The following is an 18,404-nucleotide window of genomic DNA, read 5'->3' as shown; positions in this document are numbered from 1 at the left end:
CAAAAGTAACGAAAGATTGTGTAATTATGTAATATCCACCGACTTTTCTTACCTTTTCGATTGTTAATTAAAGTTTCTTCCAATAGGTATCATAGTGAAAGAAAGAAGTCAATCCTTTTGAATATCTTCTACTGTCACCAGAATATAAAGACAAGTTTATAATTGAGAAAAAGAAACTGAATAGGAAGAAGCGTAATCACATGGGATTCTAAAAAAACCACGTAAAAATCATTAACACTACAGAAGAAGATTACAATCCGTTTATTTAAAATAAAGAAGAATCCCTTTATGATGATAAGAACATTACACTTACCATGATAAAGGGATTCTAAATTAGTCTGAATCAGACAAGGAAAGGATAACTTGAGCTTGTTGTCCCAACTTCATCTCAGCATTTACTTCACTGCAATGCACTCAATCTCTACAAGTGCACCCTTTGGCAAAGCCTTAACAGCAAAAGCTGAACGAGCTGGATAAGGCTCCTTGAAAAACTCTGCATAGACTTCATTCATTGCTGCGAAGTTCTCCATATCAGAAAGGAAAACGGTTGTCTTTACAACATGAGAAAGATCAACGCCTGCTGCAGCCAATACGTTGCGTGCGTTTGTGAGCGACTGACGCGTCTGCTCTTTCACTCCACCTTCAGCGAAAGCGTTAGTAGCAGGGTCAATAGGGAGCTGACCAGATGCGAAGATGAAACCATTGGCTTCGATAGCCTGACTGTAAGGACCTACAGCTGCAGGTGCCTTGTCTGTGTGTAATGCTTGCATATATTTAAGAATTTTATAGGAGTAAAAGGAGGCTATATTATGTTTGTCTAACAAGAAGATAGTTCTCTCACTCCATAGATTGTTTTCTATTCGAGTGTAAAAGTAATGCTTTTCTTCAAAAGAAACAAACCTCTATAGCTAATTTACTTAAAAACAACAAGCGTATCGACGTATTCCATTATTTTTCCTTATCTTTGCACTACCAATTTACATATACCACATAAGTTATATGAAAGAATTAGCTCTTAAGTACGGATGTAATCCGAACCAGAAGCCTTCACGTATCTATATGGAGGAAGGCGAACTCCCAATCACAGTTCTCAGTGGCCGTCCCGGCTACATTAACTTTCTTGATGCACTCAACAGCTGGCAACTCGTTAAGGAGTTGAAGGCCGCTACTGGTCTGCCTGCTGCAGCATCGTTCAAGCATGTCAGCCCTGCTGGTGCTGCAGTTGGTCTTCCTTTGAGTGATACTCTTAAGAAGATTTACTTTGTCGATGATGTTGACTTCGAGCTTACACCGCTTGCAAGTGCATACGCTCGTGCGCGTGGAGCCGACCGCATGTGTTCTTATGGCGACTTCTGTGCTCTTAGTGATACCTGCGACAAGGAAACAGCCTTACTCATCAAACGTGAGGTCAGCGATGGTGTGATTGCACCTGACTATACCCCAGAGGCTTTGGAGATACTGAAGGACAAGCGTAAAGGTGCTTACAACGTCATTAAGATTGACCCTAACTATGTGCCTGCTCCTATCGAAAAGAAGCAAGTTTTCGGCATTACCTTTGAACAAGGCCGCAACGAAGTGAAGTTGGATGACCCAGCACTCTTTGAGAATGTACCTACAAAGAACAAGACATTCACCGAGGATGCAAAGCGTGATTTGATTATTTCATTGATTACATTGAAATATACTCAGAGCAACTCTGTCTGCTATGCTAAGGATGGACAAGCTATTGGTATCGGAGCAGGACAACAGAGCCGCATCCACTGCACTCGCTTAGCTGGTAGTAAGGCTGACGAATGGTGGTTGCGCCAGTGTCCAAAGGTGATGAGCCTCCCATTCAAAAAGGATATCCGTCGTGCCGACAGAGACAACACCATTAACATCTATATATCTGATGAGTATGAGGATGTACTGCAGGATGGCGTATGGCAGCAGTTCTTCACAGAATGTCCAGAGCCTCTAACTCGTGAAGAACGTAAGGAGTGGATAGCTAAGAACATAGGTGTTGCACTCGGTTCTGATGCTTTCTTCCCATTTGGCGACAACATTGAGCGTGCGCATAAGAGTGGTGTAGAATATATAGCACAGGCTGGTGGCAGCATTCGTGACGACCATGTTATTGATACTTGCGACAAATACAATATCGCAATGGCATTTACTGGCGTCCGCTTATTCCATCATTAAAAAGATTGTATATGACTGAAATAGACGATATTATTGAAACCGGAATGGTCTTCAGAAGTGCCTCGAAGCCCAAAAACGATGATGGCAAGGTAAAAACCAAAGCCAAGAAAAAGAAGTATATTACTGGTGCACACGGCTCTGGCAGTGCAAAGCAGAAGGCGAAATATCGTCAGCAACGTGCCAACCGACACAAGTAAAGAAAACAACGAATGCCCTCATTTCTCCAGTTCTCTTTGATAGAGACGGACAAATGAGGGCATTTGTTATTGATGATGCAGCTATTTACTCATATCCATCACCAAAGTTTTCACCAGGATACTTCCCTAACCAAACTATAAAAACGAGGATTATAATGAGACAACATAGCCGAATGAAAGCTTGTTGCCATCGTTATATCAGATGCAGACTCATGGTCTTTCTTTTTTGAAGATAAGGCAAGTGTTGCGTCAATGAAGTTGTATGACCACTGATTATTATATGCCATTATAGCCTCAAATAAGTATTTCCTACGAGGCAGCATGCTACAATCATGCTTCTTTATTTCATAGTCTCGGATGTGCATTAGTAAAGGTATGAAATCTTGACAAGGCCAAACCGTAACTGCCAGCAAGGCATTATTGGTTTCATCATCTTCACTATCAACATCTTCATACTCATTATCATAGTTTGATAAAGCATCTAATAAGATAGCTTTATCCTCCTCTCTACGATAGGAAGCTAAAGCTTTCAGTGCTTGATAGGTTCGTTCTTTAAGAACTATCTCCTTTATCCTTGGGTAATAGTTTTTTTTCGGTGAAAGTCGCAATAAAAGTTTCTTTGTATATTGATATTTGGATAATCCAGGTGTATAGAGTGCTAAAGAGTCATTACGCAATGAATCTTCCTTACTAATAACCGTCTTTTCTCTGCATGACTGAACATTACGTAAGAACACACTACCAGCATACTCCTCTTCTATTACATCATCTGAACGCACATAAATCTTCGTCGTATCAGTATAATTCGAGCGTAATATTTCCTCTAAATGTGCATACTTTCGACGTATCAAAGCATCTGTAGCTGCAAGTCGAACACCCACAGAATAACTCCTATTAGTGAGTTCGCAAAGTTCTTTCGTAGTACATAATGAATCTAATAAAGACTGCACCACAGGAAAGGCTCTTGGTCTTTTGCATGTTTTAATATAAGTCGTATCAATACAATCCAACAGACTATCCACATTCAGATAATACTGTCTACCGTTAGTATTTTGCATTTCATTGTATGTTCCAGTTCTATTCAACAGAAAGAGAACCTTCGCTATCTGCTCCTGTCGCTTGTCTGTACAAGCAACCAACAGCATACATATTGAAAGGAAAAACAGGATTTTCTTCATACTACACAATAAATATCTTTGCACAGAATAAACGCTTCCGAAGACAACAAAGGTACTAAATTATTGATAAAAACATGCTTTTCAATCTCTTTTCTTCATCTAATTACCTTCCAAATAGAAGGTATAAAAGTATTGCAAAGAACGTCTTTTCGAATTATATTCATGAAAAAAAAGAATTATATTCATGAAAAGAAATATTTATTTTCACGACAAGAAATATTTATTTACGTGAAAATAATTCCGTAAAGAGCATAAAATAGAGATTTATTTCAGAGCAATACCTGTATAGATAGTGCCAAATCCTTCTTTAAGAATACGTGCTGAGAAGAAGTCGGAAGCGTTGTCGTAGGTGCAAATAGCGGACTGAAAGATATTAGCAGACGGAACACCGAGTTCTTCTAATTGGAGTTGATTGCAGAGCGGAAGGTCGATATGCCATTTCTCACACATACGTGCAATGCGTTCCATAGGGAAGCCTGCAGCCGAAAAAGCATCATAAACCTCCTGACCTACCTCAAAGTTCTTCAGCGAAATACATGGACCAACAACCGCCTTGAGTTCTTTTGGGTCAGTACCATATAGTTCTGTCATCTTGCGAAGTGTGTGCTGTGCGATACGCTGCACCGTACCACGCCAACCAGCATGGGCTGCACCAATGGCATGATGAACTGAGTCATAAAAAAGAATAGGAACACAATCAGCCGTATGAACACCGATGCAGACGTTACGACAATTGGTAATGACAGCATCTTTTCCTTCTTCCATCTCGTACTGCTCTACTGCTGAAAGACGGAGAAAATCATCCGTCACGGTCAGACAATGCGTTTCATGTATCTGATGCAAACGGATAATCTTATCAGCCTCAACACCAATCTCAGTAGCCACAGCGTGTAAATTCTCGGCTACAGCAGATGGTTCATCACCCCTATGAGGGTTGATGTTGAGCGTAGCAAGCTTTCCTTTGCTAACACCGCCATGACGGGTAGTGCTAAAGCTAACTACCTCGTCGGCAAGATTAAAGTAATGTAGAACAGGCTTAATCATTCGTGTATTCAAAATCTTCGAGGTCTTCTACCTCATCCAATTCGTCTATACCCACCTCTTCAACATCATCAATATCTGCATCCTCAGCGGCTAACTCGGCAGCAAAATGCGACATATCCTTGTCACGATGAACAAGTGTATCTTCTGAAAGAATACTCTGCAACTTATTGCTTTCGGCATTAAGTTCTTTCCAAAGAATATCCTTTAAGTCATCAATTCCCTGTCCTGTAACAGCTGATATGAAGACAACAGGAAGATCTGTTGGCAACGTTTCACGTAGCATCTCAATGAGTTCATCATCAAGAAGGTCGCTCTTAGTTACCGCTAAGACACGATGTTTGTCGAGCATCTCTGGATTAAACTGCTGCAACTCATTTAGTAACACCTCGTATTCGCGCTTGATATCGTCGGCATCTCCTGGTACCATAAAAAGCAGAAGAGAGTTTCGTTCTATATGACGCAGGAAACGCAAGCCGAGTCCCTTACCTTCACTGGCTCCTTCGATAATACCAGGAATATCAGCCATAACGAAACTTTGGTTGTCACGATAGCTGACAATTCCTAACGATGGTTCCATCGTCGTAAAAGGATAGTTTGCAATCTTTGGCTTCGCACTTGAAAGCGTTGACAACAATGTTGACTTTCCAGCATTTGGGAAGCCCACAAGACCGACGTCAGCCAGCAGTTTCAATTCAAGGATGACAGTCATCTCTTGCATTGGTTCACCCGGCTGTGCATAACGAGGAGCCTGATTCGTAGCTGTACGGAACTGGAAGTTTCCCAGTCCACCACGTCCACCTTTCAGTAGCATCACTGTTTGCCCGTCGTGCATAACATCGCAAACGTACTTACCTGTTTCGGCGTCATAGGCTACAGTTCCACAAGGAACATCGATATAAACATCCTTACCATCCGTTCCATGACACTTATCACGCCCACCATTACCTCCATGCTCAGCATAGATATGACGCTGAAACTTCAAGTGCAACAGCGTCCAATAATTGTGGTTACCACGTAAGTAAACGCTTCCACCCTTACCACCATCGCCACCATCTGGTCCACCATTGGGGTTATACTTCACATGACGAAGGTGCATAGAACCTCTACCACCCTTACCAGAGCGGCAGTATATCTTTACGTAATCTACGAAGTTACTTTCCATCTTTGAATTTTGAATTTTGAACTTTGAACTTTATGATTTGTATTGAGTAAGAAGTATTATTGATTAAGGGTAGAACGAGTTGATTTAACTATCTTCGTCAAGACCGCTTCAATCTTTCGACAATCATCTGACAAGGATTTATACTCTGACTCATTAATAAATTCTGCTTCCCTTAATAAATCAATCCAATAGTTTGACTCTGTTGCTTCTTTCAAAGCGATATTCATCTTACTACAGAAGTCTGCACGACTTTGTCCGTTCTTACCTTCATGAACATTAGCCCCAATACTCGTTCCAGAACGAAGAAGTTACTTTGATAGGACATACTCCTTATACTCATCTGTCAGGTATTTATATAACCGTACAACCCTTAGTGCAAAACTTTTTGATAAGATATAGATATCATTCTCTACGATTTTTCTCTCCAACATACGGTACAAATCATAAAGTTCAAAGTTCAAACCTCAAAGGTCAAAGGTCTACAGAGCTTCAATAACAGACTCTATACGTGCGAAGATTTCGTCTATAGTACCAAGCCCCTCTACGTGGTGATGAATATTCTCACCCTCATACCAGTCAATCAATGGAGAGGTCTGGTTGTTGTAAACATTGAGACGTTTCTTGATAGTTTCCTCGTTGTCATCAGAACGACCGCTCTGCTGTCCACGGAGAAGCAGACGCTTCATCAATTCATCCTCAGGAACAAAGAGTTCTACCATCGCTGCAATGCTGTGACCACGTTCTGCCAACATATTTTTCAAAGCCTCAGCCTGTGGGATTGTACGTGGGAAACCATCGAAGATTACACCCTTGTGATCCTTGCCAAAGCTATCATAAACGCTTGCAAGAATATCAATCATCAACTCATCTGGGATAAGCTGACCATTGTCAATGTATCCTTTTGCAGTCTTACCAAGTTCCGTACCATTCTTGATTTCATTACGAAGTACGTCACCTGTTGAAATATGACCGAAACCATACTTCTCAATCATCTTGTCGCTCTGAGTACCTTTACCAGCACCTGGCGCACCGAAAATTACAATATTCTTCATTATTCTTGTACTAAAGTATAAATATCTCTTAAGTTACGACCCTGCTGGTCATAGTCAAGTCCATAGCCAACAATGAAGTCATTTGGTATCTCCATTGCTGCATACTCAATATTCAAAGGAACAGTAAGCTTACCAGGTTTTAACAATAAGGTGCTGATATGCAAGCCTGCAGGCTCACGTGTACCTAATGTCTCGAGCATACGCTTCATAGTTGCACCTGTATCAACAATATCCTCAACAATAATCACCTCTCTACCACGGATATCTTCGTTCAAACCGATAATCTCCTTAATCGTACCCGTAGAGGTAACACCCTGATAAGAAGCCAACTTTACAAATGAAATCTCACATGGGATTGTGATATGCTTCATCAAGTCAGAGGCATACATGAACGAACCATTCAGCACCGCAAGAAAGAGTGGAGTCTTACCTTCAAAATCCTTGTTTATACGATCAGCTACCTTCTTTACTCTCTTCAGAATCTCGGCTTCAGGAATAGAAGTCTCAAACGTTTTATCCTTAATTGTTACTCGGCTCATGCTTGTTTAATTATAATTTAGCGCAAAATTACGAAAATAATACCAAACTATCCGCATTTATTTTGTAAATTTGCCATCGTTATGAAGATATTTACAAGTGCCCAGATTCACGAACTGGACAGATACACTATAGAACACGAACCAATCAAGTCGATTGATTTGATGGAGCGTGCAGCAAAAGCCATTACCCGTGCTATCATGGAGGAATGGTCTATACACACGCCGATTGTTGTCTTTGCAGGACCTGGCAACAATGGTGGCGATGCCCTTGCTGTGGCACGCTTGCTAATCAACGAAGGCTATAAGGTAAGTACATTTCTCTTTAATATTACCAATCACCTGTCAGAAGACTGCATAACAAATCGTCAACGTCTGCTCGAAGGCAAACATGCAAAAGACTTTACAGAAATCACAGCAAAGTTTGATCCACCTGAATTGACCGCAGACACATTGGTGATAGATGGTTTATTTGGCTCTGGACTCAACAAGCCATTGGCTGGTGGTTTTGCCTCTTTGGTGAAATATATCAATCAAAGTCCTGCAAAGATTGTGAGTATTGACGTTCCATCTGGTCTGATGACAGAGGACAACACGTATAATGTACGTGCAAATATCATTCACGCTACTCTCACCCTAACGCTACACGAGCGGAAACTATCCTTTCTCTTCGCTGATGCACAGCAATTCATTGGTAGATTGAAAGTGCTCGACATTCGCTTAAGCCAGGAATTCATCAGAAAGACGGATGCACAATATTACATCTTAGAAGAGAACGACATTCGATCACGTCTTCTTCATCGCGATGACTTCTCACACAAAGGTAATATGGGTAATGCCCTTATCATTGCTGGTAGTTATGGCATGTCAGGTGCTGCTATACTGGCCACACGTGCCTGTTTGCGTAGCGGTGTGGGCAAGGCTATAGTACATACGCCAAAGAAGAATTATGATATCATGCAGATTTCTGTACCAGAGGCAATCTTGCAGATGGACCATGAGGAGACTGCTTTCACTGAAGCCGTTGATACAGATGATTTCGATGCACTTGCTATTGGTCCAGGATTAGGCAGACAGGAGCCTACTGCTACAGCAATGATAACGCAGATAAGACGTGCACAATGTCCTATCGTTGCGGACGCTGATGCCTTGAACATTCTTGCAAGCCATCGTGCATGGATGCAGCAACTGCCAAAGGGAATCATTATGACGCCTCATGCAAAGGAACTCGACCGTCTTACAGGCTCTCCTGCTAATGCGGACTATGAGCGTCTCCATCGTACACGTGAGTTGGCAAAGTCCTTACAGGCTTATATCATCCTTAAGGGACATAACAGCGCACTCTGCTTACCTAATGGCAACGTTATCTTTAATTCAACAGGTAATAGTGGTATGGCAACAGCTGGTAGTGGTGATGTACTCACGGGTATCATCACAGCACTCCTAGCTCGTGGCTATCATCAGCAGAACGCTTGTATGGTGGGAATGTACCTCCATGGTCTTGCTGGCGACTTAGCAGCGAAAGAATTAGGTAAGGAAAGCCTTATTGCAGGAGATATTATCAATTATCTGCCTAAGGCTTTCAAGCTTCTGGACGATTAATCGCCTACCAAAAGCATAAACAGCAACTCAACCAAAGCACACCGCAGCCCCGTATGGTTCAACCCATGCGGGGCTGCGACATTTCCTGCTCTACCCTACGAAGCCCTACGAAGCACTGCCTCGTAAAAACAAAAAGCGGCAGCTCCCAAAAGGAAACTGCCGCTATTGTTTTATTCTGTCAAGCCGACCTCAACAAATGATTAGTCGAGGTTAGCAAGCTTGTTCTCAGAACCAAGAACGTCAATGATCTTGTGCTTGTAAAGTTGCTCCATGTACTCACGAGCCTTACCGCAGTACTGACGTGGATCGAAGTACTCTGGGTGCTCATCAAATGTCTCACGAACACCAGCGGTGAATGCAAGACGAGAGTCAGAGTCGATGTTAATCTTACAAACAGCACTCTTAGCTGCCTGACGGAGCTGCTCCTCTGGAATACCAACAGCGTTAGGCATCTTACCACCATGCTCGTTGATGATATCAACATACTCCTGAGGAACTGAAGAAGAACCGTGGAGAACGATTGGGAAACCTGGAAGCTGCTTCTCGATAGCTGCGAGAACATCGAATGCCAATGGAGGAGGAACAAGACGACCACTCTTTGGGTCACGTGTACACTGCTCTGGAGTGAACTTGTAAGCACCATGAGAAGTACCGATTGAGATAGCCAAAGAGTCACAACCTGTGCGAGTAGCGAAGTCAACAACCTCTTCTGGCTTTGTATAGTGAGAAACCTCAGCTACAACGTCATCCTCAACACCAGCGAGGACGCCGAGCTCAGCCTCAACAGTTACGTCGAACTGGTGAGCATACTCAACAACCTTCTTTGTCAAAGCGATATTCTCCTCATATGGAAGAGAAGAACCGTCAATCATTACAGAAGAGAAACCGAAGTCTACACAGCTCTTGCAAGTCTCGAAGCTATCACCATGATCAAGGTGAAGTGCAATCTCTGGATGATGGCAACCCAACTCCTTAGCATACTCTACTGCTCCCTCTGCGAGGTAACGGAGAAGAGTCTGGTTAGCATACTTACGGGCACCCTTAGAAACCTGAAGGATAACTGGTGACTTCAAATCAGAAGAAGCCTTGATGATAGCCTGAAGCTGCTCAAGGTTATTGAAGTTGAACGCTGGAATAGCGTAACCGCCGTCAATTGCTCTCTTAAACATCTCACGGGTGTTCACGAGACCTAATTTCTTGTAATCTACCATAATTTCTTTTATCTTTTAAAAATTAATAACTCTATACCTATTTACACATGCAAAAGTACGGTTTTATTTTCTGATAGCCAAAACATCGTACATATTTAATAAACCTAAAGTGTTAAAATCCGTAATAAAAGACAATAGTTTTTGGAATAAAAGATAATTAGGCTTATTAGACATGACTGCCTAATAAGCCTAACCAAACATTTATTTGATAAATTAATTACTTCTCAGATGGCTCAATAACACGCCAAATTACTGATGCAAGTACACCACCAGCAAATGGGCCTACGATAAAGACCCAAAGGAAAGTTAATCCTTCACGTAAACGTTTGCGATTTATTGTATCGCATCTAATTTTTTTTCATACTTATCATTTTATATCAAGGCAAACACAACCTTTAGTCCATAAAAAGCCGTACCTTTGCACAAGGATTAATGGTTTTCGATAAATATAAGTCATTATCCATATGGGAATTACAAAGTAATAAGAAGACAAACAAGATGAAGTATAAGATGATTGTGCTCGATTTGGACGGCACACTGACCAATAATAAAAAGGAGATTACCCCACGTACAAAACAAGCTCTCATGCAAGCACAGGCTGCTGGGGTACATGTCGTATTGGCATCTGGACGACCTACATACGGCATCGTCCCTTTAGCAGAAGAATTGAAACTAAAAGAAAATGGCGGTTTCATCCTCGCTTTCAATGGCGGAAAGATTATTGATTGCACTAACAACGAAGTTCTTTTTGAACAGAAATTGAACGAACAGCTTGTACCTATCCTCTTTCAAGAAGCCAAAAAAGCTGGAATGGAAATCCTAACCTATCAAGGTGAGGGTATTGCTGCTACTAATAAAGATGACGAATACGTACAACACGAGGCTTTTATCAACAAGATGCCTGTCACGCAATATGACGATTTCCTCAATCAGTTGGTCTATCCTATCAACAAATGCTTGATTGTTGGCGACCCTACCCCTCTCCACAAGTTGGAGATAAGATTGGCCAAAGAGTTGGAAGGGAAGATGGATGTATATCGTTCTGCCGACTTCTTCCTTGAATGTGTACCACTTGGTATCGACAAGGCACGCTCTCTTGACCGTCTCATCTCATCACTCGGTATCAGCCGCGAAAAGGTTATTGCCTGTGGCGATGGCTATAACGACCTTAGCATGATTCGCTTTGCGGGACTTGGTGTTGCTATGGCTAACGCAGCAGAAGACATTAAAAGTGAAGCTGACTTCGTTACTTTATCAAATGAAGAAGATGGTGTTGCACACGTCATTGAACACTTTATCCTCTCACCAGAGAACATGAATTAAGAGGATATCTTCTACGAACAACTCATCTGATTATTAGCCGTATTGTAAACTATTTTCACATAGTTCAAAACTAACACATGCTCTTTTGGCTTCCAAAAGACGCCTAATTGGCTTGCAAAAGATGCCCTTTAGGAGTCTAAGTAACGCCCTTTTGAAGTCCAATTAAGCACCTTTTACTTTACGGTTTTGTAACTAATTGAATACATGATACTTACAAAAGCAACAAAAATAGCCATTTTTACCCTAAAAATAAGGTAAAAACGGCTATTGGATTGTAAATAAATTTCTAAACAAACAAGCGTTTAAACTACGATCTGAAAGGGTTATCACTCAAATACGATTGGGGTTTAAGATTCCTTTCAACAAGAATGTAGCATTCTGATTACGTGCTACTCCCTTTGTAATCTTATACGAATAAGTGATATCCTCGCCTAACTCGATCTCAAAACAATAATTATGAAAACGCCCTGCGTATTCCTCTTCCATCTTTGAAAGTTCAAGGTCGTGAGTAGCAATAACGCCTGTTACATTGCGTTCAGCGATATATTGTAAGAAAAGACGAGAGCCATTCAACTTATCGAGAGAGTTTGTTCCCTTCAAAATCTCGTCCAAAATAATCAGACTTGGTACATCATCACGCAGCGATCCTAACAACTTTTTCAAACGAAGCAACTCAGCATTGAAATAAGAGATGCCATGCGTAAGGTCGTCTGTCGTACGCATACTCGTAAAGAGATGGAATACTGAGACCTTCAACTGCTTAGCAAAGACTGGCAAACCATTCATCGCCAAGAGGTAATTTATACCCAACGAGCGCAGGAAAGTACTCTTACCTGCCATATTCGCACCCGTAACAATATAATACTCATGATCATGGATTGTGAAGTCGTTTGCAACAGCCTTCTCGCCAAGGAAGGGATGATAAAGATTTTTCGCATCATAAACCACCTTATTCTCCTCGCTGATTTCTGCCTGTACTGCCCTATCTTCATTCAATCGGAAGTTACCCATTGACACCAAAGCATCAAAGAGATTTAGACTATCTATCCACTCATTCGTGCGCTGCTCATAAGTATGTTGCCAACGAAGGAAGAGTCTTACGATTGCAATGTCAATCAAAGCAAAACTGTTAAAGACAAAGACACCCACCTCGTTACTTCTGTTATCAATCTTTTGTAAGATAAGTTCTAATTGTTCAAAAGACTCCTCCGCACCCGCAAGTTTCTTTTTCAAAGCTTGTAGTTCGGCAGACTTAAACTCAGTCTTATTAACCAATTTCAATACACGTAAGTAGCCATCTACCTGCGTATGTACCTTTGCTATCAGTTCAGAAATGACACGCATGTGCTTATGCCCACAAAGGAAAGAGAACATAAAGTTAAATATTCCCCACCATACAGGTAATAAGAAAGGAACCAATCCCACAATGGAAAGCACAATACTCACATAGAAACCGAGTAAATCAGCATAACAGAAATAACGTAAAAGAGAGCTATGAAAAAACTTTGGAAAGCTCTGGCAATGAACATCCGTCAATGCTTTCAGCACTTCTTCCGTATTGATTCGTTCCTTTACACCTAAAGATTTGAATTCTGACAAGAATAGTTCTGCCTTCCCCAATTCGTCAACAGAAGCCATTCGTTGACGTATTTGCCCAACAAGTTCCTCTCTCTTTGCACTTCCCCACTCCGTAGATAGACAAGCTGCCAACTGGTCACTACCACCAGTTGAGATGGTGCGATTCATTCTTTGAAACAACGAACCTGTGCCGAAAACATCCATATCAAAGGTATAAGGATGTTGCGGATTAACATATTGTTCGCCAGCATCAAAGCCAGAGAAGTAGCCATTTAGATAGTCTATCTCATTCTGATAAACTCGCAGCAGAGCCTCTGCCGTCTTTATCTTTCGGTCGTTCAGCACGTCACGACGACGAATATAAAGATAAAACAACAATGCAGCTAAGGCGCAAAGAAGCGTCCAAGCTGCATTATCTATTAAGGTGTAGAGAACTACAAAACCAATGGCTACTAAAAAAGAACCTATCTCTGATAGGATAAAAACACGACTTCGATTACGGAGAGAGACGAGTAGCTTGCTCGTCTCTTCTGCCTTCTGCTGGTACGATTCTCTCAAACGCTTGTTCATAATGTAAACATATATCAAACCCGAGGACATTACTGTGTCACTACCTCTTTACGAACACTTCCATCACTAAACTTCACAAGATTAATACCCTTTTGTGGAGCCGTAATACGACGACCATCAAGGGCATAGCGTGCTGTCTCAACAACTCGGCCCTCTCCCTGTGACAATGAAGAAATTCCTGTGGTATTAAAATCAGAGATAGCACACTTAGTAGCGTTCTCAATGTACCCAGTTTCCGTATTAATCAGGAATATACATACGCTTAATTTAGACTTGTCTTGGATCATGCTCTTGTTAGAAATATTCTGCAAGATGAATGTATGACTTTGTGGTTCATCTGCCTTAATGGGAGCTGTTATCTTGCCTGTAACAGGATTTTTCACCCCTTCAGCTGCAATAGCGACAGAGTTGTTTTTAAGGTTATAGATAGTACTAGCCGCATCGACGAAATAATCGAGTTCACTTGATATACCGCGAACTTCAGTATTACCACTTTCTATGTTGGCTTGCGCCCATCTAGGATTAGACATTCCGTCCTCCGTCAGCACGTACGCAAAACCATACGGAGCTTCTTTCCGGTTTAGACGGAAGGTAACTCGGGGAGTAACGGTAATATTGTTCTTTTCCTTATCCCACATCGCTGACGCTTCAATATCCATATAAGCTCCTTTTGAACGTTCCTCTTCAAATTCAGTTTGCGCTATGTAAGATGAGAGAATACGACTTCGATTCATTGTGAGTGTAGGATAATTCTTGATTTCTGCAATATTCCAGGCATAGTCCTCACAATATAACGGCTCATAACCACGTCCCGTATGAACAGCTATACCTATGAAATCATCGCCATACTTATGTGCAAGATTCTCCATTAATGCAATGCCACGTGGACAGTACCTGCACCACATTGCCGTGTAATCTTCAACAACAACTCTCCTATGAGGCACCTTTGTGACAGTTACTCTCGGGAGTGTTGAATAGTTGACAGTAGCATTATTACGAGTTCCATTTACCTTCGTAATCGTAAATATCAGCTCATCCTCACCTAATTCTGTGTAAGGCGGAACATCAATCTCTATCGTAGCATCGTCATAACGATTCAGCGCTTGTGGCAAGACATAATGTTTTGAATACAACTCCGTACCATTGAAAGATAGTGTATAATCAAAATTATTAATGGCGGGTCTGCCATAATTGGTGATGTTCATCTTTCCCTTTACATTCGTTGCCGTAATGGGCACATATACCTTTTGTCCTGCAGCTGCAATCAGACTATACTCTTGTGCCTTAACCTTCAAGGTAGAAGAAAAGACAGCAACGATGAAAAAAAATAGTAAATAAAACTTACGTAACATATCTGCTTTATGGTTTTACGATTTTTTTTAACGGACAATATACTTCTTAGCTGAGGTAGCACCCTCCTGCTTCACAATGTGAACGTCCTTCAGGAAATTTGATAAAAACTAACAGTTCAAGAATAAAAAATACAAGAATAGTTTTGTTTTAGTTTGCTGTCATTTTTAACATTTCCTATATCCGGCTGTAATCTAACAAGTTAACTTCCTACTATACATGACAGGAATGACAGGAAATTAAATTTCCGGTTTCAACCCCTCCCCAGCAGGGAGGAGAATAGAAAGCGAGATAATCCTCGTGATGGTTGAAAAGTTTCTAGTTGAACCATTATTCGTTTCAGATTCTTCTAAAATATTGTGTGATAAAAGTCAGTCTCCCGGTATAATGTAGCACACAGAGAAAAGGAGGATACATATTTGAACAATATCACCCAACGATAGTAAACGCTATCAGCCAACAACATTAACCACCAACACCCTCCTCAACGAAGAGTCTTGTTATTTGTTGTTATGCTTCTTTCTAGAGCCTTTCACCCACATATAAACCAGCAGAAGGACGAACGCAGCCAAGATACAAAGGAGTTGCACGGCATATTCTTGTGGATTAACCCAAAACTCCTTGAAGAAATTGATACGTCCGAGTATCTCCACTGGCGTCCAAAAAACAATCACAGTTGCAACCGACATACGGATATTTGCACCCCACGAAGCAATATAAAGCTGCTTCTTAAACATATAGATTGCACCGATGAAACAGCCTATACCAACGAGGAAGGTTACTGGGTGGTGATCGCCAAGGAAGTTCTTATCATAGCAGAACATCAGCAGAAGATAAGAAGCCCAAAGAATCATATTCACCTCCATAAAGGTGACAATGGAAGTGTGGCGTGTCATTGGCTGAAAAGCAATCTCATTCTTGCGATTTCCAAACAAACGTTTCTGAATCCATGTGATAAAGTTACAACCATTACGTGTACTGAAGATGTACATTGTCATCATCATCATCCAGAAACCGAAGGACGCTGGAAGAATAAGATACTCAGGTTTCGTGACAATCACTCCGTTTTCAATCTCAGGCTGCACACCAAAGCGGTGAGCATAATATTGGAAGAGAAACTCTACCCAACCTGTCCAGAAAAGCAGACCACCAATAAGTCCCCAGAGTGTTTGACGTGTATCACCTTTTACAAAAACACCAATGATTACCAGTATCAAGCCCACGAACCCCATTGTAAAACCAGCATAATGCACAGCTTCTGGTGTCATCGTCTTCTCCATTATAATCATCAGTGCATGACCCAAAGGCATCGTGAACAACACAAGGATAAACGAGGCGAGTGTTCGCCATAAATAGATTTTACTTTTTCCCATAAATTAAAAAGGTATTGAGAGCTTTAAAATAGTTTATCAACATCCACTGACATTCCCACCATAAGGTTTGTCCCATCAGTCAATGGACAATTCAAATAATAATATTCTGGTTTATAATTAAATATGTTATCGAGAATGACACTTACCTTCACCGCCTTACTGATGCGCTGCACCAAAGAGAGTTTGAAGAGTGCGTATGCGGGGTAATGTATTGTTTTTATACCCTTAGAGATGTCATAGTAATCAACAAACTCTTCATTGTCGACAGCTGAGAGAAAACGTCCATCAAGTCCGATGTTTGTACCATAGTTCTTCGACCACTGATGATCCCAATCAATGTGACCTGTCATTGAATGCTTACGGGCAGGTATATACTGATTGTTAACGGCGTTATCATTCTTATCCTTCGGTAGGCGTTCGTGGGTAAAAGCATAGCTATAGCGTGCTGTGATACCATTTGTCCAACGAGCCTGTGCTGTTGCTTCACCACCGCTAACAATGTAATGATTCAGATTGATATAAGGAAGATGTGGTACAACATCCGATGGATTCTTGTAATAAGGTGCTCCGGTGGCTATCTTGTTTTCAATCCGATTGCAGTAAGCACTTACTGTAAAATTATAGTGTCCCTTTGTATAGTCAACCGAAGCATTGAAATTCTGGCTTACCTCTGGTTTCAAAGAGGGATTACCTTCAACAATCCATATTCCTGACATATCAAAGTTGTAATACTTCTCTTTCAATGTAGGCGCACGGAAACCCATACCATAACTGAGACGAACATTCAAGTTATGAATTGGCTGATAACGTGCGCTTACCTTCGGAGTCAGCCGTGAGATGCGTCCATCTGAGAAGTAGTCGTAACGCAAGGCACCCACAACCTCCCACTTTGGACTGATATTCCAGTCGTATTGTGCAAAGGCATCGAAAGAGTCCTGCTTACGGATTCGTCCCTCTAAGTTCGTGTTAAAGAGATAATCATGCATATAATCTGCACCTACAGAAAGGACGTTATCTCCCTCAAAAGTGTGATTATAAAGTAAGCGAATACTATTCTGTACATTTGAATAATCGCGTATATCAAGGCGAGTGATACGCTGATAGTCTGACTTATCATACTGATCAAAAGCATAGGAGAAGTCAACACTATTGACAAGGTCTGGTGTCCACATTCCACGAAGACCACCTGAAAAGTCACGATAGCGTTCTGGAACCTCTGATGTACGTACCAACTGGCGATAGAAATAGCCTGCACGCCCTGTCAAACGAAGCTTTTCATTCAACCTAAAAGTAAGTTGTTCCTTAAAGTTCCAAACAGCATCACCATAGATAGTTGAAACTACTCGCGTAATTGGATTGGGTCCATTGTGTACGTTGAAGTTGTCAGAACTATTCCTATTAACTGTAAACAGATTGTTCCACTTACCTCTTGCGTATTGCCATGACATACCATAACGTTGCTCATTGTGGCGACCAAAGCGCATATTTAAGTTGAGTGCACATGGATTTGGCTTTTTCTTGGTGATGATATTGATAACTCCACCAGCAGCATTAGAGCCATAAAGCGCAGACGCAGCACCTTTCACAATCTCAATGTGATCAACATTATCCATACCAATACGATTGAAATCGACATCATCCATCGTCTCACCTGCAAGACGTTCACCGTCTACAAGAATCAACATACTCTGTCCACCAAAGCCTGAGAAGTTCATGTGGACCTGCTGATTCATGGCATATGAGAACTCAATACCTGGTATCACCTGCTGCAAAACATCACGCAGATTGGTGGCATCCGTCTTCATGATATCATCAGCTGTGATGAGTTTCGTCAACACAGGGGTATTGGCAAGTAGCTTCGGTGTACGTGTTCCCGTCACTACAACCTGTTCTAACTCTAAGGATTTGTATATAGAATCAAGCAACTCATCCGCCCACATCGTTGTAGGAAGCAGACAAACAAGAGCTGATAGTATAATGTTTTTTTGTTTCATAACCAATCAAAAGATCTCATAACCTTATCTCTATTCTTCAAAAGAACCGATTG

Annotated in this window: 15 protein-coding genes and 1 pseudogene; 4 read left to right on the top strand and 12 right to left on the bottom strand. The window is 41.3% G+C overall.

Annotated features, from left to right (window positions below):
- Window positions 1-395 precede the first annotated feature (395 nt).
- The gene (locus J4856_RS07225; RefSeq protein WP_025837588.1) at window positions 396-770 is read right to left on the bottom strand and encodes a RidA family protein; all 375 of its coding nucleotides are present in this window, start codon (window positions 768-770) and stop codon (window positions 396-398) included.
- A 220-nt stretch (window positions 771-990) separates the two neighbouring features.
- Here J4856_RS07225 and J4856_RS07220 point away from each other — a divergent pair, with 220 nt between their 5' ends.
- Entirely contained in the window at window positions 991-2,181 is a 1,191-nt protein-coding gene (locus J4856_RS07220) for a phosphoribosylaminoimidazolecarboxamide formyltransferase (RefSeq protein ID WP_394365378.1), read from the top strand.
- 11 nt (window positions 2,182-2,192) lie between these two features.
- A complete protein-coding gene (locus J4856_RS07215) occupies window positions 2,193-2,378 on the top strand; it encodes a hypothetical protein (RefSeq protein WP_065367847.1) in 186 nt (61 codons plus the stop codon).
- 110 nt (window positions 2,379-2,488) lie between these two features.
- Here the strand turns inward: J4856_RS07215 and J4856_RS07210 are convergent, their stop codons facing one another.
- From J4856_RS07210 to hpt, 6 genes and pseudogenes are all read right to left on the bottom strand, one after another.
- A complete protein-coding gene (locus tag J4856_RS07210; protein WP_234967237.1) occupies window positions 2,489-3,556 on the bottom strand; it encodes a hypothetical protein in 1,068 nt (355 codons plus the stop codon).
- Window positions 3,557-3,820: 264 nt separating this feature from the next.
- Window positions 3,821-4,600 (bottom strand): peptidoglycan editing factor PgeF, encoded by a 780-nt coding sequence (pgeF, locus tag J4856_RS07205; protein WP_065367846.1) that lies wholly within the window; start codon window positions 4,598-4,600, stop codon window positions 3,821-3,823.
- Window positions 4,593-5,762 carry a GTPase ObgE gene (gene obgE, locus J4856_RS07200; RefSeq protein ID WP_025837584.1) on the bottom strand — a complete coding sequence of 390 codons (1,170 nt, stop codon included), beginning with the start codon at window positions 5,760-5,762 and terminating at the stop codon, window positions 4,593-4,595. The genes pgeF and obgE overlap by 8 nt, the downstream gene beginning before the upstream one ends.
- Window positions 5,763-5,818: 56 nt before the next feature.
- Window positions 5,819-6,193, bottom strand: a pseudogene (locus J4856_RS07195) (four helix bundle protein).
- A 48-nt stretch (window positions 6,194-6,241) separates the two neighbouring features.
- Entirely contained in the window at window positions 6,242-6,814 is a 573-nt protein-coding gene (locus J4856_RS07190; protein WP_025837582.1) for an adenylate kinase, read from the bottom strand.
- Window positions 6,814-7,353 (bottom strand): hypoxanthine phosphoribosyltransferase, encoded by a 540-nt coding sequence (gene hpt, locus J4856_RS07185; RefSeq protein ID WP_025837580.1) that lies wholly within the window; start codon window positions 7,351-7,353, stop codon window positions 6,814-6,816. Before hpt ends, J4856_RS07190 begins: the two co-directional genes overlap by 1 nt.
- Before the next feature lie 81 nt (window positions 7,354-7,434).
- Between hpt and J4856_RS07180 the strand changes: the two genes are divergently transcribed.
- Complete coding sequence (locus J4856_RS07180; RefSeq protein ID WP_025837578.1) at window positions 7,435-8,952, top strand: bifunctional ADP-dependent NAD(P)H-hydrate dehydratase/NAD(P)H-hydrate epimerase; 1,518 nt, start codon at window positions 7,435-7,437, stop codon at window positions 8,950-8,952.
- 200 nt (window positions 8,953-9,152) lie between these two features.
- On the opposite strand, the gene J4856_RS07175 is transcribed toward J4856_RS07180, so the two are convergent.
- Window positions 9,153-10,166, bottom strand: a complete 1,014-nt coding sequence (locus tag J4856_RS07175) for a class II fructose-bisphosphate aldolase (RefSeq protein WP_025837575.1) — start codon at window positions 10,164-10,166, stop codon at window positions 9,153-9,155.
- 495 nt (window positions 10,167-10,661) lie between these two features.
- On the opposite strand from J4856_RS07175, the gene J4856_RS07170 reads away from it, so the two are divergent.
- Window positions 10,662-11,486, top strand: a complete 825-nt coding sequence (locus J4856_RS07170; RefSeq protein WP_025837573.1) for a Cof-type HAD-IIB family hydrolase — start codon at window positions 10,662-10,664, stop codon at window positions 11,484-11,486.
- A 330-nt stretch (window positions 11,487-11,816) separates the two neighbouring features.
- On the opposite strand, the gene J4856_RS07165 is transcribed toward J4856_RS07170, so the two are convergent.
- The 4 genes from J4856_RS07165 to J4856_RS07150 form a co-directional block, all read right to left on the bottom strand.
- The gene (locus tag J4856_RS07165; protein ID WP_025837572.1) at window positions 11,817-13,634 is read right to left on the bottom strand and encodes a MutS-related protein; all 1,818 of its coding nucleotides are present in this window, start codon (window positions 13,632-13,634) and stop codon (window positions 11,817-11,819) included.
- Window positions 13,635-13,663: 29 nt separating this feature from the next.
- Window positions 13,664-14,986 carry a thioredoxin domain-containing protein gene (locus J4856_RS07160; protein ID WP_025837571.1) on the bottom strand — a complete coding sequence of 441 codons (1,323 nt, stop codon included), beginning with the start codon at window positions 14,984-14,986 and terminating at the stop codon, window positions 13,664-13,666.
- A 498-nt stretch (window positions 14,987-15,484) separates the two neighbouring features.
- Window positions 15,485-16,357, bottom strand: coding sequence for a hypothetical protein (locus J4856_RS07155; protein WP_025837570.1), 873 nt, complete (start codon window positions 16,355-16,357; stop codon window positions 15,485-15,487).
- A 23-nt stretch (window positions 16,358-16,380) separates the two neighbouring features.
- Window positions 16,381-18,351: a TonB-dependent receptor plug domain-containing protein gene (locus J4856_RS07150; protein ID WP_025837569.1), complete on the bottom strand. Its 1,971-nt coding sequence runs from the start codon at window positions 18,349-18,351 to the stop codon at window positions 16,381-16,383.
- Window positions 18,352-18,404: the final 53 nt, after the last annotated feature.

The sequence above is a fragment of the Prevotella scopos JCM 17725 genome (assembly GCF_018127785.1).
Lineage (GTDB): Bacteria > Bacteroidota > Bacteroidia > Bacteroidales > Bacteroidaceae > Prevotella > Prevotella scopos.
The sequence above is the reverse complement of the archived record's forward strand: the minus strand, read 5'-3'. Positions and strand labels throughout refer to the sequence as shown.

What these genes read in the sequence shown, in the direction of transcription:
- J4856_RS07225 (WP_025837588.1), bottom strand. Translation starts at nt 770, where the DNA reads ATGCAAGCATTACACACAGACAAGGCACCTGCAGCTGTAGGTCCTTAC.
- J4856_RS07215 (WP_065367847.1), top strand. Translation starts at nt 2,193, where the DNA reads ATGACTGAAATAGACGATATTATTGAAACCGGAATGGTCTTCAGAAGT.
- J4856_RS07210 (WP_234967237.1), bottom strand. Translation starts at nt 3,556, where the DNA reads ATGAAGAAAATCCTGTTTTTCCTTTCAATATGTATGCTGTTGGTTGCT.
- pgeF (WP_065367846.1), bottom strand. Translation starts at nt 4,600, where the DNA reads ATGATTAAGCCTGTTCTACATTACTTTAATCTTGCCGACGAGGTAGTT.
- obgE (WP_025837584.1), bottom strand. Translation starts at nt 5,762, where the DNA reads ATGGAAAGTAACTTCGTAGATTACGTAAAGATATACTGCCGCTCTGGT.
- J4856_RS07190 (WP_025837582.1), bottom strand. Translation starts at nt 6,814, where the DNA reads ATGAAGAATATTGTAATTTTCGGTGCGCCAGGTGCTGGTAAAGGTACT.
- hpt (WP_025837580.1), bottom strand. Translation starts at nt 7,353, where the DNA reads ATGAGCCGAGTAACAATTAAGGATAAAACGTTTGAGACTTCTATTCCT.
- J4856_RS07180 (WP_025837578.1), top strand. Translation starts at nt 7,435, where the DNA reads ATGAAGATATTTACAAGTGCCCAGATTCACGAACTGGACAGATACACT.
- J4856_RS07170 (WP_025837573.1), top strand. Translation starts at nt 10,662, where the DNA reads ATGAAGTATAAGATGATTGTGCTCGATTTGGACGGCACACTGACCAAT.
- J4856_RS07165 (WP_025837572.1), bottom strand. Translation starts at nt 13,634, where the DNA reads ATGAACAAGCGTTTGAGAGAATCGTACCAGCAGAAGGCAGAAGAGACG.
- J4856_RS07160 (WP_025837571.1), bottom strand. Translation starts at nt 14,986, where the DNA reads ATGTTACGTAAGTTTTATTTACTATTTTTTTTCATCGTTGCTGTCTTT.
- J4856_RS07155 (WP_025837570.1), bottom strand. Translation starts at nt 16,357, where the DNA reads ATGGGAAAAAGTAAAATCTATTTATGGCGAACACTCGCCTCGTTTATC.
- J4856_RS07150 (WP_025837569.1), bottom strand. Translation starts at nt 18,351, where the DNA reads ATGAAACAAAAAAACATTATACTATCAGCTCTTGTTTGTCTGCTTCCT.